Raw genomic sequence first — 21,654 nt, forward strand, 5'->3', positions numbered from 1 at the left:
CGCCCCCCGGCAATGGAGGGAGGAAAGGTTGAGAGTGGGCCTCTTATTTTGAAATTAGCTAGAATGTGAGTCTGTTAAACCTTTATCGAGATATTATGCCCGGTACAGAATTTAACCGGACAGCAATGGTTGAGAATTGAAAATTACTAAGCAGCTAACTAATTCAATTATAGTTAATTGGTAAATTTTCGAAAACTTATAACTTATAACCTACAACTTATAATCTACAACTTCGTTACCGCTTTATTCTTGAAGTTTCTTTCATAAATCTCAATCCAGTCCTGAACGTTAATTTTTTGAACCAGTTGTCCAATCAGTGCATATGGAATCTGCTCTGATTTTTTAAACCGTAAACAGCTTTTTCCCATATCCTTTTTTGCGGAAGTATGTTTGGGATATTCTTCCAGAAACCAGTGCATGAGTTTTTCATCCGCATAAAGCCCCATATGGTAAAAGGCAATAAAATTTTTCTGAGAAGCAAGCCCCATAAATGGTAGGGGCAATTTAGGATTGCAATGATATCCTGATGGATAAATGGAATGAGGAACAACATAGCCAATCATTCCATAGCTCATTTCTTCAGAGAAGCCTTTCGGCAGATTTTCAAGAATGACTTTTCTCAATTTGTTCATCCCATCTATCCGGTCTTCCGCAAGGGAATCGAAAAATTCCTGAGGGGTCAATGCTGCGGATTGCATTTTTAATTATTTACTTTCCATTGATGGGAATTATCCTCCATAACCTCCCGGCCCCAAATCGGGAGTTCTGCTTTTAATCGTTCTACGGTTTCATTGCAGGCATCCATTGCTGCTTTTCGGTGGGCGGATGAGGTGAATACAAATAAGCAAATTTCACCGGATTTCACCTCTCCAAGACTGTGATGTACATGCATACATGTTAATGGATATTTGGCAAAAATATCCTCCCTGATCAGATGCATTTTTTCAATTGCCATATCTTCAAAGGCAGTAAAATCAATAGCTCTTACTTTTCCCTTATCGGTCTCATCTGCCCGTACCTGACCCAGAAATATGCTGTGTCCTCCAATAGCTGTCTGGCTACTGTGTTTTTGTATACTTTCGGCAATGAATATTGCAGGAATGGCTCCCTGACTGAAGATATTTTTAGGTTTTCTATCTGACATTGTGTTGCTATTTGGATTTTTGCCATCCCGCGATTCCATCTTTTAAACTATAAATTTTTCTGGATTTACCAAAATGTTTTGATAGGATCTCGGCAGCACCTGCACTTCGTTTGCCGCTTTGGCAAAATAGGACAATTGTTTTAGCATCAATATCAGGAATTTGTTGCTGCAAGCGACTAAAAGGAATATTAATATGCTCAAAGTCTTCAACTTTGGGTGTTTCGCCTGATTCCCGCACATCCACAAACCGGATGTTTTTATCGTTTCTAATTTCTTCAAACTCTTGCTGACTCAGCTCAAAGGCTGAATGAACTGAACAAAACCAATCATAGTTGAATTCCTTAAAAGCAACGGCATCTTCCGGAATCATTTTTACGGTCTCAGGCATTGCGATTAATTCCATCTCAAAAAAATGATTGTTGAGCGAATTGTAGGTTAGCAAACGGTTGATCAGGGCATTTCCAATACCGGTGATCAGTTTAATAGTTTCATTGGCCATCATGGTTCCAATGATTCCGGGAAGAACCCCGATCACACCGGCTTCCTCACAATTTAAAACTTCTCCATCTGCAGGAGCTAAAGGGAAAAGGTCACGGTAATTGACTGCTATTTTTGTCTCTGAAAGATGATTGAACACAGCTATCTGCCCCTCAAAACGGGATATTGCACCATAAACCAGAGTTTTCTTCAGAATCACACAAGCATCATTAATAAGATATCTGCTGGCGAAATTATCAGTGCCGTCCAGAATAATATCGAAGCCCTTGATTATTTCAAGGGCATTTAAAGTACTTAGTTTTTCGTTGAATACAATGATCTCGATATCCGAATTGATCTGTTCCAGCACATCCCCGGCTCTCAGAGCTTTTGAAAGACCGATATCATGTACAGAAAATAAAACCTGCCGGTGAAGATTGTTCAAAGTAACCAGATCAAAATCTACAATACCAATCCTGCCAACGCCTGCACCTGCCAGATAAAGCAAAGCAGGACAACCTAAACCACCTGCACCAATGACCAGCACTTTGGCATCCTTTAGTTTTTGCTGGCCTATTTCACCAAGCTCTTTTAGAGAGATCTGGCGCTGGTATCTATCGTTCTTTGAGGGATTGCTCATGATCAGCCTCCCGAAAATGGTGGTAAGAATGCGATGTTATTGTCTCCGCTCAAAATGGTGTTCCCTTTGATTACTTTTTTATTTAAAGCAATGGCATATTTGGCATTTGCCAGAGGCGGGTACATTTCATTCAGAGTTTTAATCAGTGTTTCTGTGTCAGGGATATCATGAAGGATCATTTCTGTTTTTCCTGTGATATCTGCGAGCTGCCCGAATAAAGTAAGATGTACCTGCATATTATTCGTAATTTTTTATGTAAAAATAAGCTTTATTCCGGCCAGCAGCAGTACAATTGCCAGTGTATTTTTTAAAATATTCTGGTTAAACTTTAATGAACCAAAATAAGATCCGCATAAGCCTCCTGCAAAAGCAATTACAACGTAACTTATCATATCCGGACTAAATTGAATGCCCTTACTCAGATGACCTGCCAGGCCTGAGAATGAGTTTACAAAAATAAATAAAGCACTGATAGCTGCTGTCTGTTTCTGATCTGTCCATTTCAGCAGCAGTAAGACTGGTGAAAGAATGATACCACCACCAATTCCAATCAGGCCGGATAAAAATCCGATAGACGAGCCAATCAGTATGGACAGGAAAAGATTGTTCTTTCGGATATCTTCTGATTGGAAGTTGGCAAAGAAAAAGAAGCGGATTACCGGAATGAGGAGGAGTAAACCTAAGATTTTTTTGTAAAAATCAGCCTCTATACTGATTAACCCGCCGGCAAAGGCCATCGGTACCGATGCAATCGCAAGCGGCAGAAATATATTCCATTTAAAATGCTTTCCCCTGTAAAACTGATAAAATGAGGTTAGGGAAACAAAGAGATTTAGCAGCAATGCTGTAGGCTTCATCACCTCTGGTGAAATGGAGTAAATAGCCATAAGAGCTAGATATCCACTTGCACCTCCATGTCCAACTGAGGAGTATAAGAAGGCAACAAAAAATAATAAAATGTAAAAGATGTAGATACTTTCCATTCTCTCAAAACGATGGTAAAAGATGAATTTCTACTTCCTCTCCGGCCTTGTATTCAATTCGATCCTCATCGAGTTTGATCAGACAGTTGGCTTTTGCAAATGAACTGAGTCTGAAAGATTCCTGTGCTTTTAAGTCTTTTACGGTTTTCCCGTCAAAATATGCTTTTAGAAATTGGGTAAGACCTGCCGATTTTTTTATATCTGTTTCCAGAATTGCATTCATCCTGATCAGATCTTTCTCCCGCTTGCTTAACAGTTCGATTGCAGGATAGACATATTCATAAAAGCAGGTTAATACTGATGCAGGATTTCCGGGCAAACCGAAAATGTATCTATCACCCTTTTTACCAAAATAAATTGGTTTGCCTGGTTTTTGTCTGATCTTATGAAAAACCTGTTCCACTCCGTTTGCTTCAGCTGCACGAATTACAAAATCATAGTCACCTACACTAACGCCTCCTGTCAGTAAAACCAGATCACTTTGTTGCATGGCAATTGCCAAAACTTCTGTCAGAATTTTAAGGTCATCTTCGGCTGAAAATACATCTACGTTCAATATTCCCATTTCCCTGATTGCGGCTCGTAATGCGTAAGAATTAGATTCGTAAACCTGGCCATAGCTAAGAGGGAGGCCTGGTTGCTGAAGTTCATTGCCTGTAAGGATGATACTTATAGTTGGCATTGGGTATACCATCAGTTCATGAATACCCAGACCGGCCAGAAAGCCAATCGCCGCTGCATTCAGTAAACTGCCTTTTTCTAGTGCGAGTTCACCCTTTTTTGCTTCAGAACCTTGAATTCTTACATTCTGGCCAGCTAATATATTACTGTCTTTAATAATTAGTTTTCCGTCCAGAATATCAACTTTTTCCTGCATAACAACCGTGTCTGCTCCGGGGGGAACTGCAGCTCCTGTAAAAATCCGGCAGGTGTTCTGTGCCTGCAAGGGTATTTGTTCAGCCAGTCCTGCCTGAGCAAGACCTTGAATTTTAAGGGTATTATGTTGATTATAACCTTCAAAGTTCAAGGCATATCCATCCATTGAAGATTGATTGAATGGGGGTACGTCTCTTAGCGAATAAATGTCTTCTGCGAGGATTAAGCCTGCTGCAGATGAAATAGAAATTTTTATTGGATCTGGACTTTTAATATTTTCCCTGATCATTTTTAGTGCTTCTGAAACTTCAATAAATTCTGCCGGCATTCTGATTGAATTTGTTTAAAAAAATTGAATTTCTATAAAATGCGGGTATTGGCAATCGGGACAATAGTCTTATCCTCCAATACTGATCATACTTCTGTTATGAAGATCTTCTATATGGATGTTTTCAAAGTCTTTAGTGAACTGCCCTCCCAATTCTTTGGCTTTTGAAGCAATACTTTCTTTGATGAGTGGTAATACATCTTCCCCTTTCCTAAGTGCAGTAAGCAGGTCGGTTTCTTCCTTTGAAAAAAGACAATTTTTCATTTTGCCGTCGGCAGTAAGCCTCATCCGGTTGCAGCCCGCACAGAAGGGAGAACTCATTGTACTGATAATGGCAAAAGTACCTTTGTGGCCCTCAATGCTATATTTTTTTGCCGTATCATGGAGGTCACCCTTCAGCGCTAAGGGACTATACTTCCTGTTGATTTCTTCCAGCATTTCTTTCCAGGTGAACACCTGGTTGCTGGTCCATCGATTACCTTCAAAAGGCATAAATTCTATGAAACGGACATGCACAGGTACTTCTTTTGTCCAGGCAACAAAGTCATTAATCTCATGATCATTCATTCCTTTCATAACAACAACATTCACTTTTACATGAAAATTCCGGCCGATCATCAGATTTATGTTGTCCATTACCTTTTTGAAGCTGTCTCTGCGGGTAATGATGTTGAATTTATCAGGGTCAAGCGTGTCCAGGCTGATATTTAGTGAACTTACTTTTGCTTCATCAAGTACATTGACAAAATCATGCAGGCGGGTAGCATTGGTAGTAAGTGTGAGTTTGACAGGTAATTTTGACAGACGAAGAATTATATCTGCAGCATCTTTTCGTACCAGGGGTTCACCACCCGTGAGCCGGATTTTATTTACACCATTATCGACAAAAAGCCTGGCCAATGTTTCAATTTCATCGGGCTGCATAAGCCTTGAATGTGGGGTAAATTCATAGTCTTCTTCGGGCATGCAATAGAAGCAACGCAAATTGCAATTGTCTGTAAGAGAGATCCTCAGATAGTTATGAACCCGGTCAAATGAATCAATGAGCATGGATAAAAGTACGCTATTTCATCAAATTTATGTAATCATCAATTGTATCAATATCAATACTACCCTGATCAAATGGAATAGTCTGAATTGATTCATTATACTTTTTTATCAGATACCTTGCTCCGGCATCCCCATTCAAAGCAGAAAGTTCATTGAAATGATTTTTATGAAACAGGGCAGGAGTACCATGTATATTTTCATAGCTGCTGGCTACAATAGTGCTGCCGCTTTCTTCCTTTTTCTTGATCAGGTCATTCAATAATTTTGCATTGACAAATGGCTGATCGCATACCATCAGGATCACAGAATCTGTATCCGGGTACAAACTTTTCAGTGTATTTATTCCGGTAACTATAGATGATGACATGCCACTTTCCCAGTCTGGATTTTTAACGATCGTAAGATGAAGTGGATTAATATTGGAAGCAATTTCGTCCATATCTGAACCCAGTACGACAATTATTGGCCCGGCCTGGCTTTCATGGGCAGTATCAATGGTATGCTGCAGAAGGTTTTTTCCATGGTAGCTGAGTAACTGCTTCGCACTGCCCAATCGTGCGGATCGCCCAGCAGCCAAAATAATTATGGCGTATTTACCAATTAGTTCATTTGATGGTGTCATCTTCTTAATTTCTTGGATGAATAGGTGATCTTCTGTTCCTTAAAAAACTGCCATCCCTCCCTGAAAATGCAGCTCTGATCCCTGCAGCCAGTGATAAAGCGATTTCTTCAGGATTAACCGCACCGATATCAAGACCAAGCGGGGCATAGATTCTTGTCATTTCATCACCTCCTATCACTCGTCCTTCATGCTCTAATTCGGCCCATATTTTCTCTGAACGGACCCTCGGTCCCAGCATGCCAATATAAGCTGCGGATGTGCTTAATGCTTTTGGGAGATTTTTTTTATCTGTTTTATAATCATGCGACATAAGAATGATAGCTGTATGGTAGTCAATGATCAATTCAGAAAATTCAGCGGGTGCCCTGATTTCATCTGCAATACCTTTAAATAATGAATTAACTTTAATCAGTTCAGCCACAATACTCACTCGCCAGCCCAGCTCTTTAAACAAACGGCTCATTGGATACACGTCGTACTGATGGCCCATTAGTACGACATGGATCTCAGGGGGTAAAATCTCAATAAAGAGATCGGCTTTTCTGCCTTCCGCACTTTCGAAGCTCTGTGGAGCCGACTTGTTTTCAGATATCTGATACTGAATTTGCTTATCTATTTCAGTCTCTAGGATTCTGTCTCCAAAAAAATTCAGACTGCCGGATCCTTTATATTTGATAATTTGACCGGTTTTTGGCACTTGCCATTCGCCGATTAAATTTGTAATTGTAATCAGTGTATGGGTGTCTCTGCTTTCCTGAAGACATGATTTTAATAACTCCACAGGATTTTGAGGATCGTTGAAATCCAAAGGAGAAAAGAGTACATCAATAATCCCGTTACATCCCAGTCCGACACCAATCTGATGCGGATCATCTTCACTGGTATCGTAGGTAATTAAGGTTGGTCGTGAGCTGTTGATCGCCAGTCGGGCTCTTTTTAAAGCATCACCTTCAAGGCAGCCCCCGCTGATCCCGCCAATCCAGGTACCATTGTCCATCACCAGCATGCGGGCTCCGGTACGCCTGTATGAGGAACCCTCTACCCGAACAACAGTTGCCAATGCAGCTTGCTGACTGGCTTTATCCAGTTCATCGTATGCTTTAATTATAGCTTTAATTTCTTTCATTATTCAATAATAAATACCTTCCCGATTAAATTTGATCAGGTCTAATGTGTATAATAATACGGGATTTGGGTCTGATCTGAAATTAAGTTATTTTGAATAACAAATAATCGGATCAGTTTACAAAAATCTTAAATTTTTACATATGAAAAGCACATTATTTGCGGCAGTTTTCATGTTTTCAGCTTTGTTTACATTCGGTCAAAGTAATAATCCAAAATATGACAAGGCTTTAGCCGAGTCGCTGGGTGGAGATGATTATGGAATGAAAATGTATGTCTTCGTTATTCTTAAAACAGGAGGCTATAGTCCTGAGAGAAAGATCAGCGACAGTCTGTTTATTGGGCATATGCAAAACATTAAACGCCTGGCAGATTCAGGAAAGCTGATTGTAGCTGGTCCAATGAGGAAAAACGACAAAAACTACCGTGGCTTATTTATCCTGAATGCAGCTACTCTAGAAGAGGGCGCTTTTGGTAGATTCTGATCCGGCTGTTCAATCAAAATTACTTGATGCTGAACTTTTTCAGTGGTATGGCTCTGCCGCCCTGCCCCAGTATCTGAAATATCATGAATTAGTGGAGAAAAAGAAAATGTAGGCTGTTCAGGAAATACCCCTTATTTCCCCAATGCCTTTCTTACCGCCGGTGCCACCACTGTACCATATAATTCAATTGATTTCAGGATATTTTTATGTGGCATATCCCCCATACTCATCTGAGCCAAAAAGCGGGTATTTCCGAAGAGTTCATGTTCATACAGGATCTTATCGATTACTTCTTGAGGACTCCCGACCAATAATGCCCCTTTTGCCGAGCGGGAGTATTCAAATTGCTGCCGGCTTAATGGCGACCAGCCACGTTCCTGTCCGATACGGTTCATCATGGTGGCATAAGATGGATATAATTCATCGGCTGCCTGTTGAGAATTATCTGCGATATAAACATGTGAGTTAATTCCTATTTGCAATTCTGCAAGTTTAATTCCACTCTTTTCCGCAGTTTGACGGTACAGATTAATGAAGCCGACAAACTGTTCTGGCATACCGCCAATAATAGCCAATGCCAGGGGAAGACCCAGTTTTGCTGCCCTGACTGCAGATGCAGGTGTACCACCGGCGGCTATCCATACCGGAAGTGAAGCCTGAAACGGGCGGGGATAAATTCCCCGATTATCAAAGGAAGGACGGTGTTTGCCTTTCCAGCTCAGTACTTCCTGTTGATTAATTTGCTGAAGCAGTTCCAGTTTTTCTGAAAAAAGCTCATCATAATCCTGCAGACTATGTCCAAATAAAGGATAGGACTCAATAAATGAACCCCTTCCCACCATAATCTCTGCCCGGCCTCCTGATAGCTGATCTATAGTTGCAAAATCCTGGAATACCCTGACCGGATCATCCGAGCTAAGCACCGTTACAGCACTGCTCAGCTTAATCGTTTTGGTTCTGACTGCGGCCGCTGCAAGAATAATTGCTGGAGAAGATACCGCATAATCAGGCCGGTGATGTTCACCTATGCCAAATACATCCAGCCCAAGCTGGTCGGCAAGCTCAATTTCTTCAAGCAGATCAAGTATACGCTGATGAGTGTTTTTGCTTCTGGATGTTTTATCCGGCAACATATCGGCGAATGTATAGAGACCTAATTCCATATCAGATTTTTCAATGTTTTATTAACACTATTGGATTGGAAAGGCCCGTTTTAGAGGAATTCCATCATCCTTGTAGCGCGATGCAAATCTCGTTTTTAAATATGGAAGGGGGAAAAGGCCACGTTGCAAAATTGTAATCAGGCTGTCAATTTTAATGGTAATTTAAAAATATTTTGAGGCAAAAAACATTTTAAAGAAGAGGAGAAAAAAGTCTGACGGTTTTTTCTATAAATTTTTGCAGAACAGATCTTTTCTCCCATTCTGTTTCATTCAACTGTACAGAATCTTTCAAATCTTTATAAAATATAGCTGATAGTTCATTAGCTACCTGCTTATCATAAACAATGGCATTAACTTCAAAATTCAGGTCAAAGCTCCTTGAATCCATATTTGCGGTACCAATCATCGCTATTTTAGCATCGCAAACCATGGTTTTAGCATGAATAAAACCCCTTGAATATTGATAAATTTCAATGCCTGCCTTCAATAGGTCAGAATAATAAGATCTGACAGCGTAATCAACAAATTTCGAATCAGACTTCATCGGTACCAGTATTTTTACTATTACGCCCCCTAATGCTGCGATACACAGAGCATCCAGAAGGCTATCATTAGGAATAAAGTACGGACTTGTGATCAGAATTTCTTCGCTTGCAAGATTAATCGCCTGAAGTACTGCGTAGAGAATGACAGGACTTGGTGAATCCGGTCCACTTGCTGCAATTTGTGTGATTTTATTTCCGCTAACAGGAATGGAACTCAATGGTGGAAAAAATCTATCGTTGGGTTCCAACTCCAGTTCAGCACAAAAGTTCCAGTCGCATAGAAAGAGGTATTGCAGGTATTGTACTCCCGGCCCATCAATCCGGAGGTGGGTATCCCTCCAGTAGAGTTTATGAGGCTTCTTTAAGTCATTGATATATCTATCACTGACATTGATACCCCCCACAAATGCAGTAATTCCATCTATCACAATTATTTTACGATGATTCCGGTAATTTAACCTGTTGGCGAGCGTGATAAAGCGAATTTTGAAAAATGGGAAAGCTTGAATACCTAAGGATCTCATTCTGGGTACCATAGTTTTCCGAATACCGCGGCTCCCGAAATCATCGTAAATGAACCTGACTTGAACACCCTCCCTTGCTTTTTGTATCAGGATATTCTCAATCTCCCTGCCGATATGATTATCTTCGAAAATATAATATTCAATGTGGATATGATCTTTCGCATTTTTTAAAGCTTCTAAAACATCCGGAAACTTATTTTCCCCATTGACCATCAGTTTAATTGAATTATCAGAAGTCAGGGGGCTTAGTGTGTCTTTTAAAATTAAAGTTGCCAGTTCTTCATTACTTTGAACGGTGGCATCACTAAGATTAAATGTTTGTTTAGAATACTGGTAAATCTTTTCGCGCAGTTTATCGGATAATTCACTGTTTTTGATTAACTTCTTACTGTACATCCTCCTGGTACGATAGTTAACTCCAAAAGTGAAGTAAAATACCATACCAATAACGGGAACAAAAATGGCAAAAAGAAGGTATGCAAGGCTTTTTGCATTCGCTCGTGTATCATAAATTATCCGGAAGCAAACCAGGATAAGAACAAGCAGGTAGACGATCTGTAAAATAAGCGGCCAGTTCATTCACATATTATAAAATATCTTGCATGAAGATATAGTATTTCTGCTAAATCCGGTTGTAAGTAGGATATTGTTTGGTTTTTTGTAATTAAACAGGTGTTATTCCAGCCGGATCTGCCTTGTTTCTTTACTTATTCTGTTCTTATCTGCATAAAAAGCAAGAATGACAAAGATTCACTGTAGGTTTCCAGCCCAGGCTATTGCGTTAACATCCGACAGAAATGCCTTGATTCCCAACATCGTATCGGGAATGGCATAGTCCTCAATTGATTGTGTTATTTTGCATTTGATTTGATCAGAATGGGAATGTTACAGGTCTTATTGAAGATTTAATATAAATATGAGACCTGCGTCACATTCTTATGTATTATTTAGTATTATTTTTGTGCATTTAAGATTTGTTCATGAATTTCAGAATATTAGTTTTTCTTTCAGTAGTTCTTTTTTCTTGTGGAGATTCAGTTGAAACCACCAAGCCAACTATTGAATCTATATCACAGTCAGTTTATGCTTCCGGCGTCCTCAAAAGTCAGGGTCAGTACCAGGCTTTTGCTTCAGTGAGTGGAATTGTTAATCAGATCTTTGTCCTTGAAGGTGATACCGTTAAAAAGGGGGATCCAATTCTGACAGTTTCTAATGAAGTTCAGAAACTGAATACAGAAAGTGCCAGGATTGTCTCCGATTATAATGCGCTTTCTGCAAATCAGGGCAAGCTGAACGAAGCCGCTTCTTTGATAGAATTTTCGGGGAATAAAATGCGAAATGATTCTGCTTTATTTTACAGGCAGAAGAATTTATGGGAGCAGGAGATAGGGACTAAGGTTGAACTGGAGCAACGGGAGCTTGCCTGGCAAAACTCAAAAAATTCTTATAATTCTGCTATAATACGTTATAATGATCTGAAAAGACAACTTAATTTTGCAGCAACTCAGGCCAGAAAAAATCTTTCGATTTCTCAAACACTTGCAAATGATTATACTTTAAAAAGTGAAATAGATGGTATTGTTTATAATATTTATAAACTGAAAGGCGAGATTGTCAGCCCCCAAAGCTCAGTTGCTGTAATCGGATCAGCTGATAAATTTATTCTTGAGATGCAGGTTGACGAAAATGATATTCTATTGATCAAAAATGGACAAAAGGTATTAGTCAACCTTGATAGTTATAAAGGGAAAGTATTTGAGGCAGTAGTGACTCGTATCAATCCGCTGATGAATGAAAGAAATAAAACTTTTTTAGTTGAGGCTGAATTTATTCAAAAACCCGAACGGGTTTATCCCAATATCACATTTGAAGCTAATATTATAATTCAGGAGAAGTCGGGTGCATTACTAATTCCAAGGACTTATTTACTCAAAGACTCACTGGTGATTAAGAGTAGCGGGGATACCGTACCTGTAAAAACAGGATTAAAAGATTATCAAAAGGTTGAAATCCTATCCGGTATCAAGCAGGATGATGAGTTGGTAAAACCCGTATTATGAATCATAAACTGATCGCCGACGTTTCCCGTTCATTATTACTTGCCCGATGGAAGCAAACCCTGGTTGCTGCAATTGGAGTTACCTTTAGTATCACGATGTTTATCAGCCTTCTCAGCTTTATGTCGGGTTTAAACGATCTGCTTGATGGTTTAATTATCAACCGGACACCTCATATCCGTATGTATAATGAAATCAAGCCTTCAGCTCAACAACCAGTAAGTCTTTCAGAGAAATATAAAGATCACTACAATTTTATAAGTACGGTTAAACCTAAAAAAGAACGCCTTGAAATTTATAATAATGCTGTAATCATGAATTATCTGCAAAAGGATGATCGTATTCTTGGTATTGCCCCTAAAATTACCACTCAGGTATTCTATAATGTTGGTGCTGTTGATCTGGCTGGTGCAATAAACGGCATAGATGTAGAAGCTGAAAATAAATTATTTTTATTTCAGGATTATGTAAGCGCAGGAAATTATGTAGATCTTAAAAATACTCCCAATAGCATTATTCTTGGTAAAGGTTTATCTGAAAAAATGCTTGCTGACATAGGTGACGTCATTCAGGTAACCACATCCCGAGGAGAAAGAATGTCATTGAAAGTGGTCGGATTTTTTCAATCCGGATTACAGGACATTGACAATACTCAGAGTTATGCTTCGATCACTACCACGCAGAAACTTTTGGCTGAGTCGGGTTCCTACATTACAGATATTCAGGTTAAGTTGAAAGATATAAATCTGGCCCCTGCAATGGCATTGGAATTTCAGAATTTATTTGATTTGGAAGCAGTTGATATTCAAACAGCCAATGCCCAGTTCGAAACGGGCAGCTCAGTAAGGACCATAATTTCCTACTCGGTAGGTATTACTTTGTTGATTGTGGCCGGATTTGGTATCTATAATATCTTAAATATGATGATTTATGAAAAAATGGATTCGATCGCAATTTTGAAGGCTACTGGTTTTTCAGGGAAGGATGTGAACCGAATCTTTATCACCATCGCACTTAGTATTGGTATTTTCGGAGGAATCCTCGGACTAATTTTTGGTTTCGGTCTTTCTGCATTGATTGATCAGATTCCATTTAATACGCCTTCTCTGCCTACCATTAAAACCTATCCTGTAAACTATAATCCAGCATTTTATATCATTGGAGCTGTTTTTTCAATTGTCACGACCTATTTAGCTGGTTACTTCCCTTCCCGGAAGGCCAGTAAAATTGATCCTGTAATTATAATAAGAGGAAAATAGGATGGATCAGAAAATTCTTGAGGCAAAAAATGTGACCAAATATTTTCATGACCCAATTACCTTTCAGGTACTTAAGGAGATTAGTTTCTCTGTCAATAGAGGCGAATTTGTTTCCGTAATCGGTAAATCAGGATGTGGAAAATCGACTTTGCTTTACATACTTTCAACAATGGATACCGATTATGAAGGAGAAATTTTGATAGATGGTGAAAGTATGAGGGACAAAAAGGAAGCCGAGCTTGCAATGGTTAGAAATGAAAAAATTGGTTTTGTTTTTCAGTTCCATTATCTTCTGAATGAATTTTCTGTTTTAAAGAATGTCATGCTTCCTGGTTTGAAATTGGGGAAATATTCAGCAGCAGAAGTGGAACATAAAGCTTACGAAAAATTGAAAATCCTTGGTATTGAATCTGAGGCCTTAAAAAAACCTAATCAGGTTTCCGGCGGACAGAAGCAACGTGTAGCTATTGCCCGGGCCCTGATCAATGATCCCTTAATAATTATGGGCGATGAGCCTACCGGAAATCTTGATAAAAAAAACAGTGAAATTGTATTTGGTATATTTCAGGAACTGGCGGAAGTCTATAATCAGTCGCTCCTGATTGTAACTCATGATAATGAGTTTGCCGCCCGAACCCACCGGATTATTGAGATGGAAGATGGACGAATTATTTAAATGTAGCGTGATTAGCTAAATTAACCCTGTTGTTTTACTCAGTTGGGTTACATAGATCTTCAACTTCGGAAATTATTTTTTTGATCCGTGGCTCTGAGATTTGAATTTCTCTAAGGACTTTTTCCTTGCCGATCAGATTTTTACATAAGATGATTCTTTTATCGAGCAATTGTTGTTTTTCAAATTTACTTAAAGTGAGTAGACTGGTTAAAGGATGTAAACCCGATTGGTCAATTAGAAATTTTAAACTTTTTCCCACAGGATAATCCCAGCTTATCAGGTACATTCCCATACAAATACCGTATTTAAGTGCATCACTTGAAAATCGGGTATTTGTAACCAGTCCGCCTAAAAACTCCGTGTCATTGTGCCTCTTATTCTTCTTCAATTCCTGCTCTACATCCTTAAATCTTGAATAAATGTACAGGGGTACTTTTACATCGCAAAATCGACGCTGGTCACTATGGAATTTACATTCCAGTAAAATATGACGATTTTCCCTTTCTGCAATGATGTCTATTTCATGACTTACACAATGCCCTTCAACTATATTTCCAACTTCAGTACGATAGTTTTTATATTTCAATAATTCACTGACATATTCTTCAAAAGGGAAACCGGTTGGACCTAATTCAAGTATGGATTGTTTGAGTTTGTATCTGGCCGCAGAATGGGAGGCTTTCTTACGCAGATAAGCAAATGCCATACGGTAAATTTCCCTTGTTGAGATATCGTCTTTAAGTTCATACTTAACTTGTTCAATTACCTGGTTGATGACATCATTATCAGCTTTTGAACGTTTTAATGAATTTCTTAGCTTTTCTTCATCAAAGAGTGCTTTCTCACCCGACATCTTGGTGACATAGATCTGTTTGGAATTCATTAATTACAGGATTATTAATCGTACAATTCTTAATGCTCAATTAGGTGATTGGGCAAAATAAGAATGTTTTGACAAATTTAATGGCCATATTTTAAAATAATAGCCAATTGTCCTGCGTGGTATGCAGTATGAGTAATAATTCGGCCGAGGGCTTCAGATTTGGTTTTGGTGCCAAATTCTTTGGTGTTAATAAAATCTTCCCAGGCATTATCGTTTTGAATGGAAATCGCAGTTTTTAAACCCTCGTAGGCTTTTTTGTTGTATTCAAGCAGATCCTTGAGATTGAGCCATTGACCCGTATCCCTTTGATCAATAATGGTTTGGGCATGAACCTGAATCCCCTCTGTTTTAAATACATTTTTTGCGAATAATAGTTCTACATCCGCAATATGCCTGATGATGAAGCCGGCAGAGTTAGGAGCAGGAGCAAGGGTTTTTTTCAGGTCTTCTTCATTAATTTCTTCCAGTAGTTTTGAAAATCTGGTCCGTCCTTCTTCCCACAGTCTTAAAAAATGCTGATTACTGCTCATAAGTAAAATATCGTTTGTGAGTCTCTTTTACGGAATGTATTCGTTAAAGGATATATTTTGTTTCAATTTTTTTTAATTCAATCTTAATATCAGAAATAGATAATAAAATTAGTAGATAGAATGAGCCATCAGGTAATTTACAGCTAGAGCATAGAATTGTTAACCGAGTTGTTTTTTTGTCAATCGGAGCCGGAATAGATAAGATAATTCTACTTTTTCTCTTTTTGGATGGTTGAAAGTCCAAAAGGAAGGTACAATGGACAAAAACTCATAAAACTAGTCAGAATAAAAACCCCTGCAACGATCAAAAGCACAATTGCAAGTGTTCCTGAGATTAATTGTGTGAAATAAAGAACCCCGATTAAAATTGCAGCGAGAATCCTGATGATTTTGTCGGTATTACCCATGTTTGCTTTCATAGTTTTAAGTTTTTTGTTAAATAAATATACCAAATACTTTTATTATTTGGTTGAAAATTTTTTTGTCAGAACTCTGATTTTGACCTTATTATGTCTGGATTAATATAATTTCCGATTATTTTTTCATATTACTTATCTCTTTTGCCCTTTGTAATGCTTCATTGATGTTTAACAAAATATTATGTTTACCAATGATTGAAAATAATTGAGCTTTCAGCAGTTCATGTCTGACTTCATGGTTAGCCCCTGAAATAATAATTGTTGTTCCCTTAGCTAATAGTTGTGTACACATTTCTTTGAGTCTGTTAATGCCTGTTGCATCAATAAAGGGAACATACCGCATTCTCAGAATCAGTATTTCAGGCTGTTTGTTGAGGTCTGTGATTACTTCCTGAAATTTTTGCGATGCACCAAAAAATAATGGGCCATTAATTTCATAGATCAGTACATTTTTGGGAATTTCTGTAAGTTCTTCTTCAAACAGTGTTCCTTCATTTTCTGTTTTAGGTTCCAGTAGATTTCCGGCAGTCTTTATGGACGTGGCTTCACTCATCCGTTTCATAAAAATAAAACTGGATAATATCATACCTATTTCAATGGCTATAATCAGGTCAAAGAAAACAGTAAGGAAGAATGAGCTAAGCAGCACAAGCACATCCATACGGTTGCTTTTCATCATTGAAAAGAAGTGATGCCATTCACCCATATGCCAGGCTACAACTACCAAAATACCAGCCAGACAGGAAAGTGGGATCAATTTAGCAACCGGTGCTAATAGAAGCATAATTAATAATAGGACCAGAGCATGAACAATTCCTGCAACAGGAGTTCTGCCTCCATTCTTAATATTGGTTGCAGTTCTGGCAATTGCACCGGTAACAGGAATACCTCCAAATAATCCGGAAAATATATTTGAGGCTCCCTGTGCAAGCAGTTCCATGTTTGAACGGTGCCGGCCTCCAATCATGCCATCGGCAACAACCGCCGAAAGTAAGGACTCAATGCTTCCCAGTAAGGCAATCGCAATAGCCGGTTGTATTAAAAGTTTAATCGTCGCAAAATCTATACCCGGTACTGTAGGCATTGAGATTTTGTTTGGGATCTCTCCGAACTTACTCTCAATAGTTTCAACCGGCAGTTTGAAAAAATATACGACAGCAGTACTTAACAGAATTACAACGATTGATCCCGGGATCTTTTTGCTGATCCGGTGAAAGTTCAGGGATAATAACACAGTTCCCAGCGCTATGGCGAATGCAATCCAGTTAATCTGGTCTAAATAATCCCCATATACCATCCATTTGTCGACAAAATCCGGTGGTAAGCTCTGGATCGGCAATCCCAGAAAATCTTTTATTTGTGATGAGAAAATGATCAGCGCTATTCCGCTAGTAAAACCAACAATAAGCGGGTAGGGTATAAATTTCAGGTAATTGCCTAGTTTGGCAAAGCCCATTCCAAGCATTAAAAAACCGGCCATAAATGTTGCTATAGTTAGTCCATCAATACCATGCTCATGAACAATGGCATAAACGATCACTATGAAAGCACCCGTTGGCCCACCAATCTGTACCCGGCTTCCTCCTAAAACTGAAACAATAAGTCCTCCGATTATAGCTGTAATAAGTCCTTTTTCCGGGGATACTCCTGAGGCGATCGCAAAAGCAATTGCCAGTGGTAATGCTACAATGCCAACAATTATTCCAGCTAAAATATCCTTACTGAGCTGCTGCTTACTGATTCCCGAATGAAGAAGAGAGATAAATTTCGGGGTAAAATCATTCTGTTTCATTTTCTTATTAAGATATTTAAGCATCAGAGATTTTTATCATTTGATATCAACCCGGGATTGACTCTATTATAGGCTATAATAGCTTTATATCGTGCGAAATGACCAAAATCGAGGGTCATGAGAACTTATTCAGACCTGAATAAATTTCATATATAAATATACCTGATAAAAGGTGATATTCACATTGTCTTTTTTGAGGAGTTCATGAAAATATTTAAGCTAATAGTTTAATTTCTAATCCTTAAACGAAATAGTAAAGGTAGCGCCCTCATTGATTGCACTATCCAATGAAATCCTTCCCCCCAGGCTGGTGATATGATTATAGACCAGATATAATCCAATTCCTTTACTATCAGGATGGTTATGGAATTTTTGATTCAGACCGAATACCTTATCCCTGACTTTTTCCATATCAAAGCCCATTCCATTATCAGATATAATCAATTGACTAAGTCCATTCGACTTCCTGGAGCAAATTGTTATATGAGGAGGGATACCGGATCTGGCATATTTAATGGAGTTGGTAATCAGATTAAGCAAAATGCTTTCAAGGTAATTTCTGTTAAATTTGATCGTTTCAAGTTCAGTAAAATCTGCATTTATACTAACATTTGAGCCCTCTAATATAGACTGGATTGAACCTAATACCGAGTTCAGATGCTGGTTAAGGTTTAATTCTTCGACCTGAATATTTAATTGGTCTTTTTGAGTTAGAACATCCACAGAATTGTTGAGGATCTCACTTAAATTTTCTGCCGATGATTTCAGAAATGTGAGGTACTGTAAAATTTCGGGATCATCTACTTTTGAATCATCCAGAAGACCCACTAATGAGAGTAAGTTATTTATTGGCGATCTGAGGTCATGAGAAGTAGCATAACTCAATTGCTTTAAATCCTGATGGCTTTTTGTTAGATTGGCGAGCTGCTGATTTCTTTCTTCCTCCAGTTTCTTTTTGTAAGTTATATTTTTTGCTATGGCATAGATTAGTTTTTCCTTTTCAACAGGCATCGAGGTCCAGGAAAGCCAAATAATTCTTCCTTCCTTTGTGATATACCGGTTTTCAAAGTTTATTAGTGGATTGCTTTCTGTTAAAAATTCACGGGATTCGTCTGTCTTTATCTTGTCTTCTGGGTGAACAAAACTTGTAATTGGTCTGGAAGTCAGCTCTTCGACAGTATATCCCAAAGTATGAGAAACGGAGGGGTTGATTCTTTTCCAATATCCATCAAATCCTGCAATGCATAGCAAATCAGGTGATAATTCGAAAAAATGCTCGAATTTATACAGGGAGTATGAATCCAGGCTTAGGTTTTTCATGATTTACATTTGGTAAATGTTTGGGAAAATTAAGAAAAAAGATTCATTATTTAACGATTAGATAGTTACAGCTAAATACGAAAATAAAATTCTCAGATGTGATTAATTAATTCCTCAACCTCTGTGATTTGAGCCAATCGTAGATCAGATGCTTAAGTCCGCCTTTAATTTGAGAAGTATAAATACCGGTACTGCCTGAAAACAGGTAAGATAAGGCACAGGCAATGCCAATGAAATACATACTTTCCACACCGAAAAGCTCAATTCCCAGAATTGTTGATGCAATTGGGGTATTGCTTGCACCTGCAAATATTGCTACCAGACCCATTCCTGCAAGAAGGGCTAAAGGTAGGGGGATAAACCAGACTAAAGAATTTCCTAAAGCAGCGCCAATGAAAAACAAGGGTGTAACTTCACCTCCTTTGAATCCGGCTCCAATGGTGAAGGAGGTGAACAAGAGTTTTAGCAGAAAGTCGTAAGAATTAAGATCTGTTTTGAAAGCGCTTTCTATGATGGGTATGCCTAATCCGATATATTTATAACTTCCTGTTATCCAAATAACTGCAGCAATAATAATCCCACCAATAAAAGGCCTGATCGGGGCATAACTTATCTTTTTAAATAGATCCGACCAGAAATGTGTCGTTTTGGAAAAAATCATCGCTGAAAGTCCGAAAATGATGCCTGCCAGAACTGCCCAGAAAACGTTTTCAGTATTCATTGCAGGCACATAAGGGATGTTGTATTGGGTATGACTTACATTCCAGGCGGTACAGGTATAATCAGCGATCAGGGCAGCTAAGAGGCTGGGTAAAATTGCGTCAAAACGAAATTTTTTCAGAATCAGCACTTCCAGAGCAAAAACAGCCCCGGCGATTGGAGTGCCGAATACGGATGCAAATCCAGCGCTGATACCTATGATAATCAGGATTTGCCGGTCTTTGGGTTCCAGTTTGTATATTTTGCTGAACTGGTCGGAGATTGCCGCACCCATTTGTACTGCAGTTCCTTCCCTTCCTGCAGAACCACCGAACAAATGTGTGATCAATGTTCCGAATAATATCATTGGTGCCATTTTTAACGGAATCACCTGTTTCGTATTGTGAAACTCTTCCAATAATTGATTGTTACCTTTAACTACATCGGCACCCCAATAATGGTAAGCAAGGCCAATGATTAGTCCGCCAAGCGGTAATAAAGCAATTATCCAGAGATTGCTTTCCCGAAGATTAGTTACCCAATCTAAAGAAACCAGAAAGAAGGCCGAGGCAGTACCTGAAAGAATTCCTACAAAAATTGAAAGGGATACCCATTTTAAGATATAAACCAGCAGTGGGCTTTTTACTTTATTTTGAATATTTGGCTGATTCATTTTGCCATGATGCAGATTTAGGGGTATGCGGCTGATATCGCATTATGGAGGCTAATGTATAATTTTTTTGTTTTATCTCAGAAATAATGACTACTGAAAGCTTTGGTTTTTATTTAGCTATGATTATCCTGCAATTTTTTTGATCATCCCATTAAAAATCAAGTCGTGGAAAGGCAGAACAGCATACCAGTAAAGCCGTCCTAATACACCTAAAGGTCTGAAAGTGGCGGTTTGAGTGAGGATATCGTTTTCGTCTATTTTAAACTCCAGCCAGGCCTCACCGGGCAATTTCATTTCGGCATACAATAGAAGTCGTTTTTCTTTTTTATCAGCTAATAGAACCCGCCAAAAATCAAGGGCGTCGCCAGAAGCTATTTCAGTATCACTTTTTCTTCCTCTCCGCATTCCAACCCCTCCTGCAAGCTGGTCAAGAAATCCTCTGATTTTCCATAGCCAGTTACCGTAATACCAACCATTTTTACCACCAATGGCCCAAATTCTTTCCAATGATGTCCGACTGTTTTTGACCTTCATTGTGCGGATGTCTTTAAAGCAACCATTAACCGGAACTTCAATAAATTTTGAAAATCCTTCCCTGAATATATCGCTTGATTGGGCATCTTTCCAACTGGAAAGTACCTGATTTTGTTCAATTTTGTCGAAAGCGAGCTTTATGGATGTGTCAAAATCAATCAGTTTTATACCCAGTATTTTGGCTAAGTTATTGGGTTCGCATATCACTTCAACTTTCATACTGTTTACTAAATTTTTTGCGAGTGCATAAGATGTAGCGGTCACAAAATACAACCAGTAAGAAGATATTTTGGGAGTCATTACGGGTACGATAAGTATACGTCGCTTTAAGCCACGTATTTTTGCAAAATGCAACAGCATTTCTTTATAACTTAAAATATCTGGTCCGCCGATGTCGAAACTCTTATTATAAGTTTCGGTTTTGCCCATTACACCCTTTAAAAATTCTACCACATTTCTGATGGCGATTGGCTGGCACCTGGTTTTCAACCAGCGTGGAGTAATCATAAAGGGTAATTTTTCAACCAAATCCCGAATAATTTCAAAGGATGCACTACCCGATCCCACGATAATGCCTGCTTTAAGGGTTGTGAGTGCAAATTTGGAGCCTGATAATATAGATTCCACATTTTTACGTGATGACAAATGTTTCGATAAGTCCTCAGCATTGGCAATCCCACTGAGGTAGATTACTTGTTTGGCATTCGTTTGTGGATATTCCGGACTATGTTGACCCCACCAAGCGGTATCAATTTGCGGCTACCAAAATAGCTTAGTCACGTTGAAACGCATGCCATTCCGGCGGATGCTGACCCCCTTTCAGAGATAGTTGCTCGTATACCGGAGCAAG

At 38.7% G+C, this 21,654-nt stretch carries 22 protein-coding genes; 4 read left to right on the plus strand and 18 right to left on the minus strand.

Annotation, left to right across the window (positions count from 1 at the left end; genetic code table 11):
* Positions 1-224 precede the first annotated feature (224 nt).
* The 9 genes from Q8S11_RS13290 to Q8S11_RS13330 all read right to left on the minus strand — a co-directional run bounded on the left by Q8S11_RS13290 (position 225) and on the right by Q8S11_RS13330 (position 7,246).
* Positions 225-698, minus strand: a complete 474-nt coding sequence (locus tag Q8S11_RS13290; RefSeq protein WP_305662600.1) for a DUF1801 domain-containing protein — start codon at positions 696-698, stop codon at positions 225-227.
* Between the two features lie 2 nt (positions 699-700).
* A complete protein-coding gene (locus Q8S11_RS13295) occupies positions 701-1,144 on the minus strand; it encodes a molybdenum cofactor biosynthesis protein MoaE (protein WP_305662601.1) in 444 nt (147 codons plus the stop codon).
* 7 nt (positions 1,145-1,151) lie between these two features.
* Positions 1,152-2,261: a HesA/MoeB/ThiF family protein gene (locus Q8S11_RS13300; protein ID WP_305662602.1), complete on the minus strand. Its 1,110-nt coding sequence runs from the start codon at positions 2,259-2,261 to the stop codon at positions 1,152-1,154.
* Positions 2,262-2,263: 2 nt separating this feature from the next.
* The gene (locus tag Q8S11_RS13305; RefSeq protein WP_305662603.1) at positions 2,264-2,497 is read right to left on the minus strand and encodes a MoaD/ThiS family protein; all 234 of its coding nucleotides are present in this window, start codon (positions 2,495-2,497) and stop codon (positions 2,264-2,266) included.
* Positions 2,498-2,512: 15 nt separating this feature from the next.
* Complete coding sequence (locus Q8S11_RS13310; RefSeq protein WP_305662604.1) at positions 2,513-3,244, minus strand: sulfite exporter TauE/SafE family protein; 732 nt, start codon at positions 3,242-3,244, stop codon at positions 2,513-2,515.
* A gap of 4 nt (positions 3,245-3,248) precedes the next feature.
* Positions 3,249-4,448 carry a gephyrin-like molybdotransferase Glp gene (gene glp, locus Q8S11_RS13315; protein WP_305662605.1) on the minus strand — a complete coding sequence of 400 codons (1,200 nt, stop codon included), beginning with the start codon at positions 4,446-4,448 and terminating at the stop codon, positions 3,249-3,251.
* A 69-nt stretch (positions 4,449-4,517) separates the two neighbouring features.
* Complete coding sequence (gene moaA / locus Q8S11_RS13320; RefSeq protein ID WP_305662606.1) at positions 4,518-5,498, minus strand: GTP 3',8-cyclase MoaA; 981 nt, start codon at positions 5,496-5,498, stop codon at positions 4,518-4,520.
* A gap of 13 nt (positions 5,499-5,511) precedes the next feature.
* Positions 5,512-6,120: a nucleotidyltransferase family protein gene (locus Q8S11_RS13325; RefSeq protein WP_305662607.1), complete on the minus strand. Its 609-nt coding sequence runs from the start codon at positions 6,118-6,120 to the stop codon at positions 5,512-5,514.
* Between the two features lie 4 nt (positions 6,121-6,124).
* Positions 6,125-7,246 (minus strand): XdhC family protein, encoded by a 1,122-nt coding sequence (locus Q8S11_RS13330; protein WP_305662608.1) that lies wholly within the window; start codon positions 7,244-7,246, stop codon positions 6,125-6,127.
* A 142-nt stretch (positions 7,247-7,388) separates the two neighbouring features.
* Between Q8S11_RS13330 and Q8S11_RS13335 the strand changes: the two genes are divergently transcribed.
* Positions 7,389-7,730 (plus strand): YciI family protein, encoded by a 342-nt coding sequence (locus Q8S11_RS13335; RefSeq protein ID WP_305662609.1) that lies wholly within the window; start codon positions 7,389-7,391, stop codon positions 7,728-7,730.
* Positions 7,731-7,861: 131 nt separating this feature from the next.
* Here Q8S11_RS13335 and Q8S11_RS13340 read toward each other — a convergent pair whose 3' ends face one another.
* Both Q8S11_RS13340 and cls read right to left on the minus strand, forming a co-directional pair.
* Positions 7,862-8,893 (minus strand): LLM class flavin-dependent oxidoreductase, encoded by a 1,032-nt coding sequence (locus tag Q8S11_RS13340; RefSeq protein WP_305662610.1) that lies wholly within the window; start codon positions 8,891-8,893, stop codon positions 7,862-7,864.
* Positions 8,894-9,083: 190 nt separating this feature from the next.
* A complete protein-coding gene (gene cls, locus Q8S11_RS13345) occupies positions 9,084-10,541 on the minus strand; it encodes a cardiolipin synthase (protein WP_305662611.1) in 1,458 nt (485 codons plus the stop codon).
* A gap of 401 nt (positions 10,542-10,942) precedes the next feature.
* Between cls and Q8S11_RS13350 the strand changes: the two genes are divergently transcribed.
* The 3 genes from Q8S11_RS13350 to Q8S11_RS13360 are packed head-to-tail and all read left to right on the plus strand — an operon-like array spanning position 10,943 to position 13,954.
* Complete coding sequence (locus Q8S11_RS13350) at positions 10,943-12,022, plus strand: efflux RND transporter periplasmic adaptor subunit (protein ID WP_305662612.1); 1,080 nt, start codon at positions 10,943-10,945, stop codon at positions 12,020-12,022.
* Positions 12,019-13,278 carry an ABC transporter permease gene (locus Q8S11_RS13355; protein ID WP_305662613.1) on the plus strand — a complete coding sequence of 420 codons (1,260 nt, stop codon included), beginning with the start codon at positions 12,019-12,021 and terminating at the stop codon, positions 13,276-13,278. Before Q8S11_RS13350 ends, Q8S11_RS13355 begins: the two co-directional genes overlap by 4 nt.
* Position 13,279: 1 nt before the next feature.
* The gene (locus Q8S11_RS13360) at positions 13,280-13,954 is read left to right on the plus strand and encodes an ABC transporter ATP-binding protein (RefSeq protein ID WP_305662614.1); all 675 of its coding nucleotides are present in this window, start codon (positions 13,280-13,282) and stop codon (positions 13,952-13,954) included.
* A gap of 34 nt (positions 13,955-13,988) precedes the next feature.
* Here the strand turns inward: Q8S11_RS13360 and Q8S11_RS13365 are convergent, their stop codons facing one another.
* The 7 genes from Q8S11_RS13365 to Q8S11_RS13395 form a co-directional block, all read right to left on the minus strand.
* Complete coding sequence (locus tag Q8S11_RS13365) at positions 13,989-14,837, minus strand: ATP cone domain-containing protein (protein ID WP_305662615.1); 849 nt, start codon at positions 14,835-14,837, stop codon at positions 13,989-13,991.
* Between the two features lie 77 nt (positions 14,838-14,914).
* Positions 14,915-15,367: a DinB family protein gene (locus Q8S11_RS13370; protein ID WP_305662616.1), complete on the minus strand. Its 453-nt coding sequence runs from the start codon at positions 15,365-15,367 to the stop codon at positions 14,915-14,917.
* Positions 15,368-15,576: 209 nt separating this feature from the next.
* Positions 15,577-15,786 (minus strand): DUF2892 domain-containing protein, encoded by a 210-nt coding sequence (locus tag Q8S11_RS13375; RefSeq protein ID WP_305662617.1) that lies wholly within the window; start codon positions 15,784-15,786, stop codon positions 15,577-15,579.
* A gap of 115 nt (positions 15,787-15,901) precedes the next feature.
* A complete protein-coding gene (locus Q8S11_RS13380) occupies positions 15,902-17,602 on the minus strand; it encodes a SulP family inorganic anion transporter (RefSeq protein ID WP_305662618.1) in 1,701 nt (566 codons plus the stop codon).
* A gap of 210 nt (positions 17,603-17,812) precedes the next feature.
* Positions 17,813-18,898, minus strand: a complete 1,086-nt coding sequence (locus tag Q8S11_RS13385) for a PAS domain-containing sensor histidine kinase (protein ID WP_305662619.1) — start codon at positions 18,896-18,898, stop codon at positions 17,813-17,815.
* A gap of 106 nt (positions 18,899-19,004) precedes the next feature.
* The gene (locus Q8S11_RS13390) at positions 19,005-20,270 is read right to left on the minus strand and encodes a voltage-gated chloride channel family protein (protein WP_305662620.1); all 1,266 of its coding nucleotides are present in this window, start codon (positions 20,268-20,270) and stop codon (positions 19,005-19,007) included.
* 123 nt (positions 20,271-20,393) lie between these two features.
* Positions 20,394-21,431 (minus strand): SDR family oxidoreductase, encoded by a 1,038-nt coding sequence (locus Q8S11_RS13395; protein ID WP_305662621.1) that lies wholly within the window; start codon positions 21,429-21,431, stop codon positions 20,394-20,396.
* Positions 21,432-21,654 lie beyond the last annotated feature (223 nt).

This window comes from Daejeonella sp., from assembly GCF_030695525.1.
Taxonomy (GTDB): domain Bacteria; phylum Bacteroidota; class Bacteroidia; order Sphingobacteriales; family Sphingobacteriaceae; genus Daejeonella.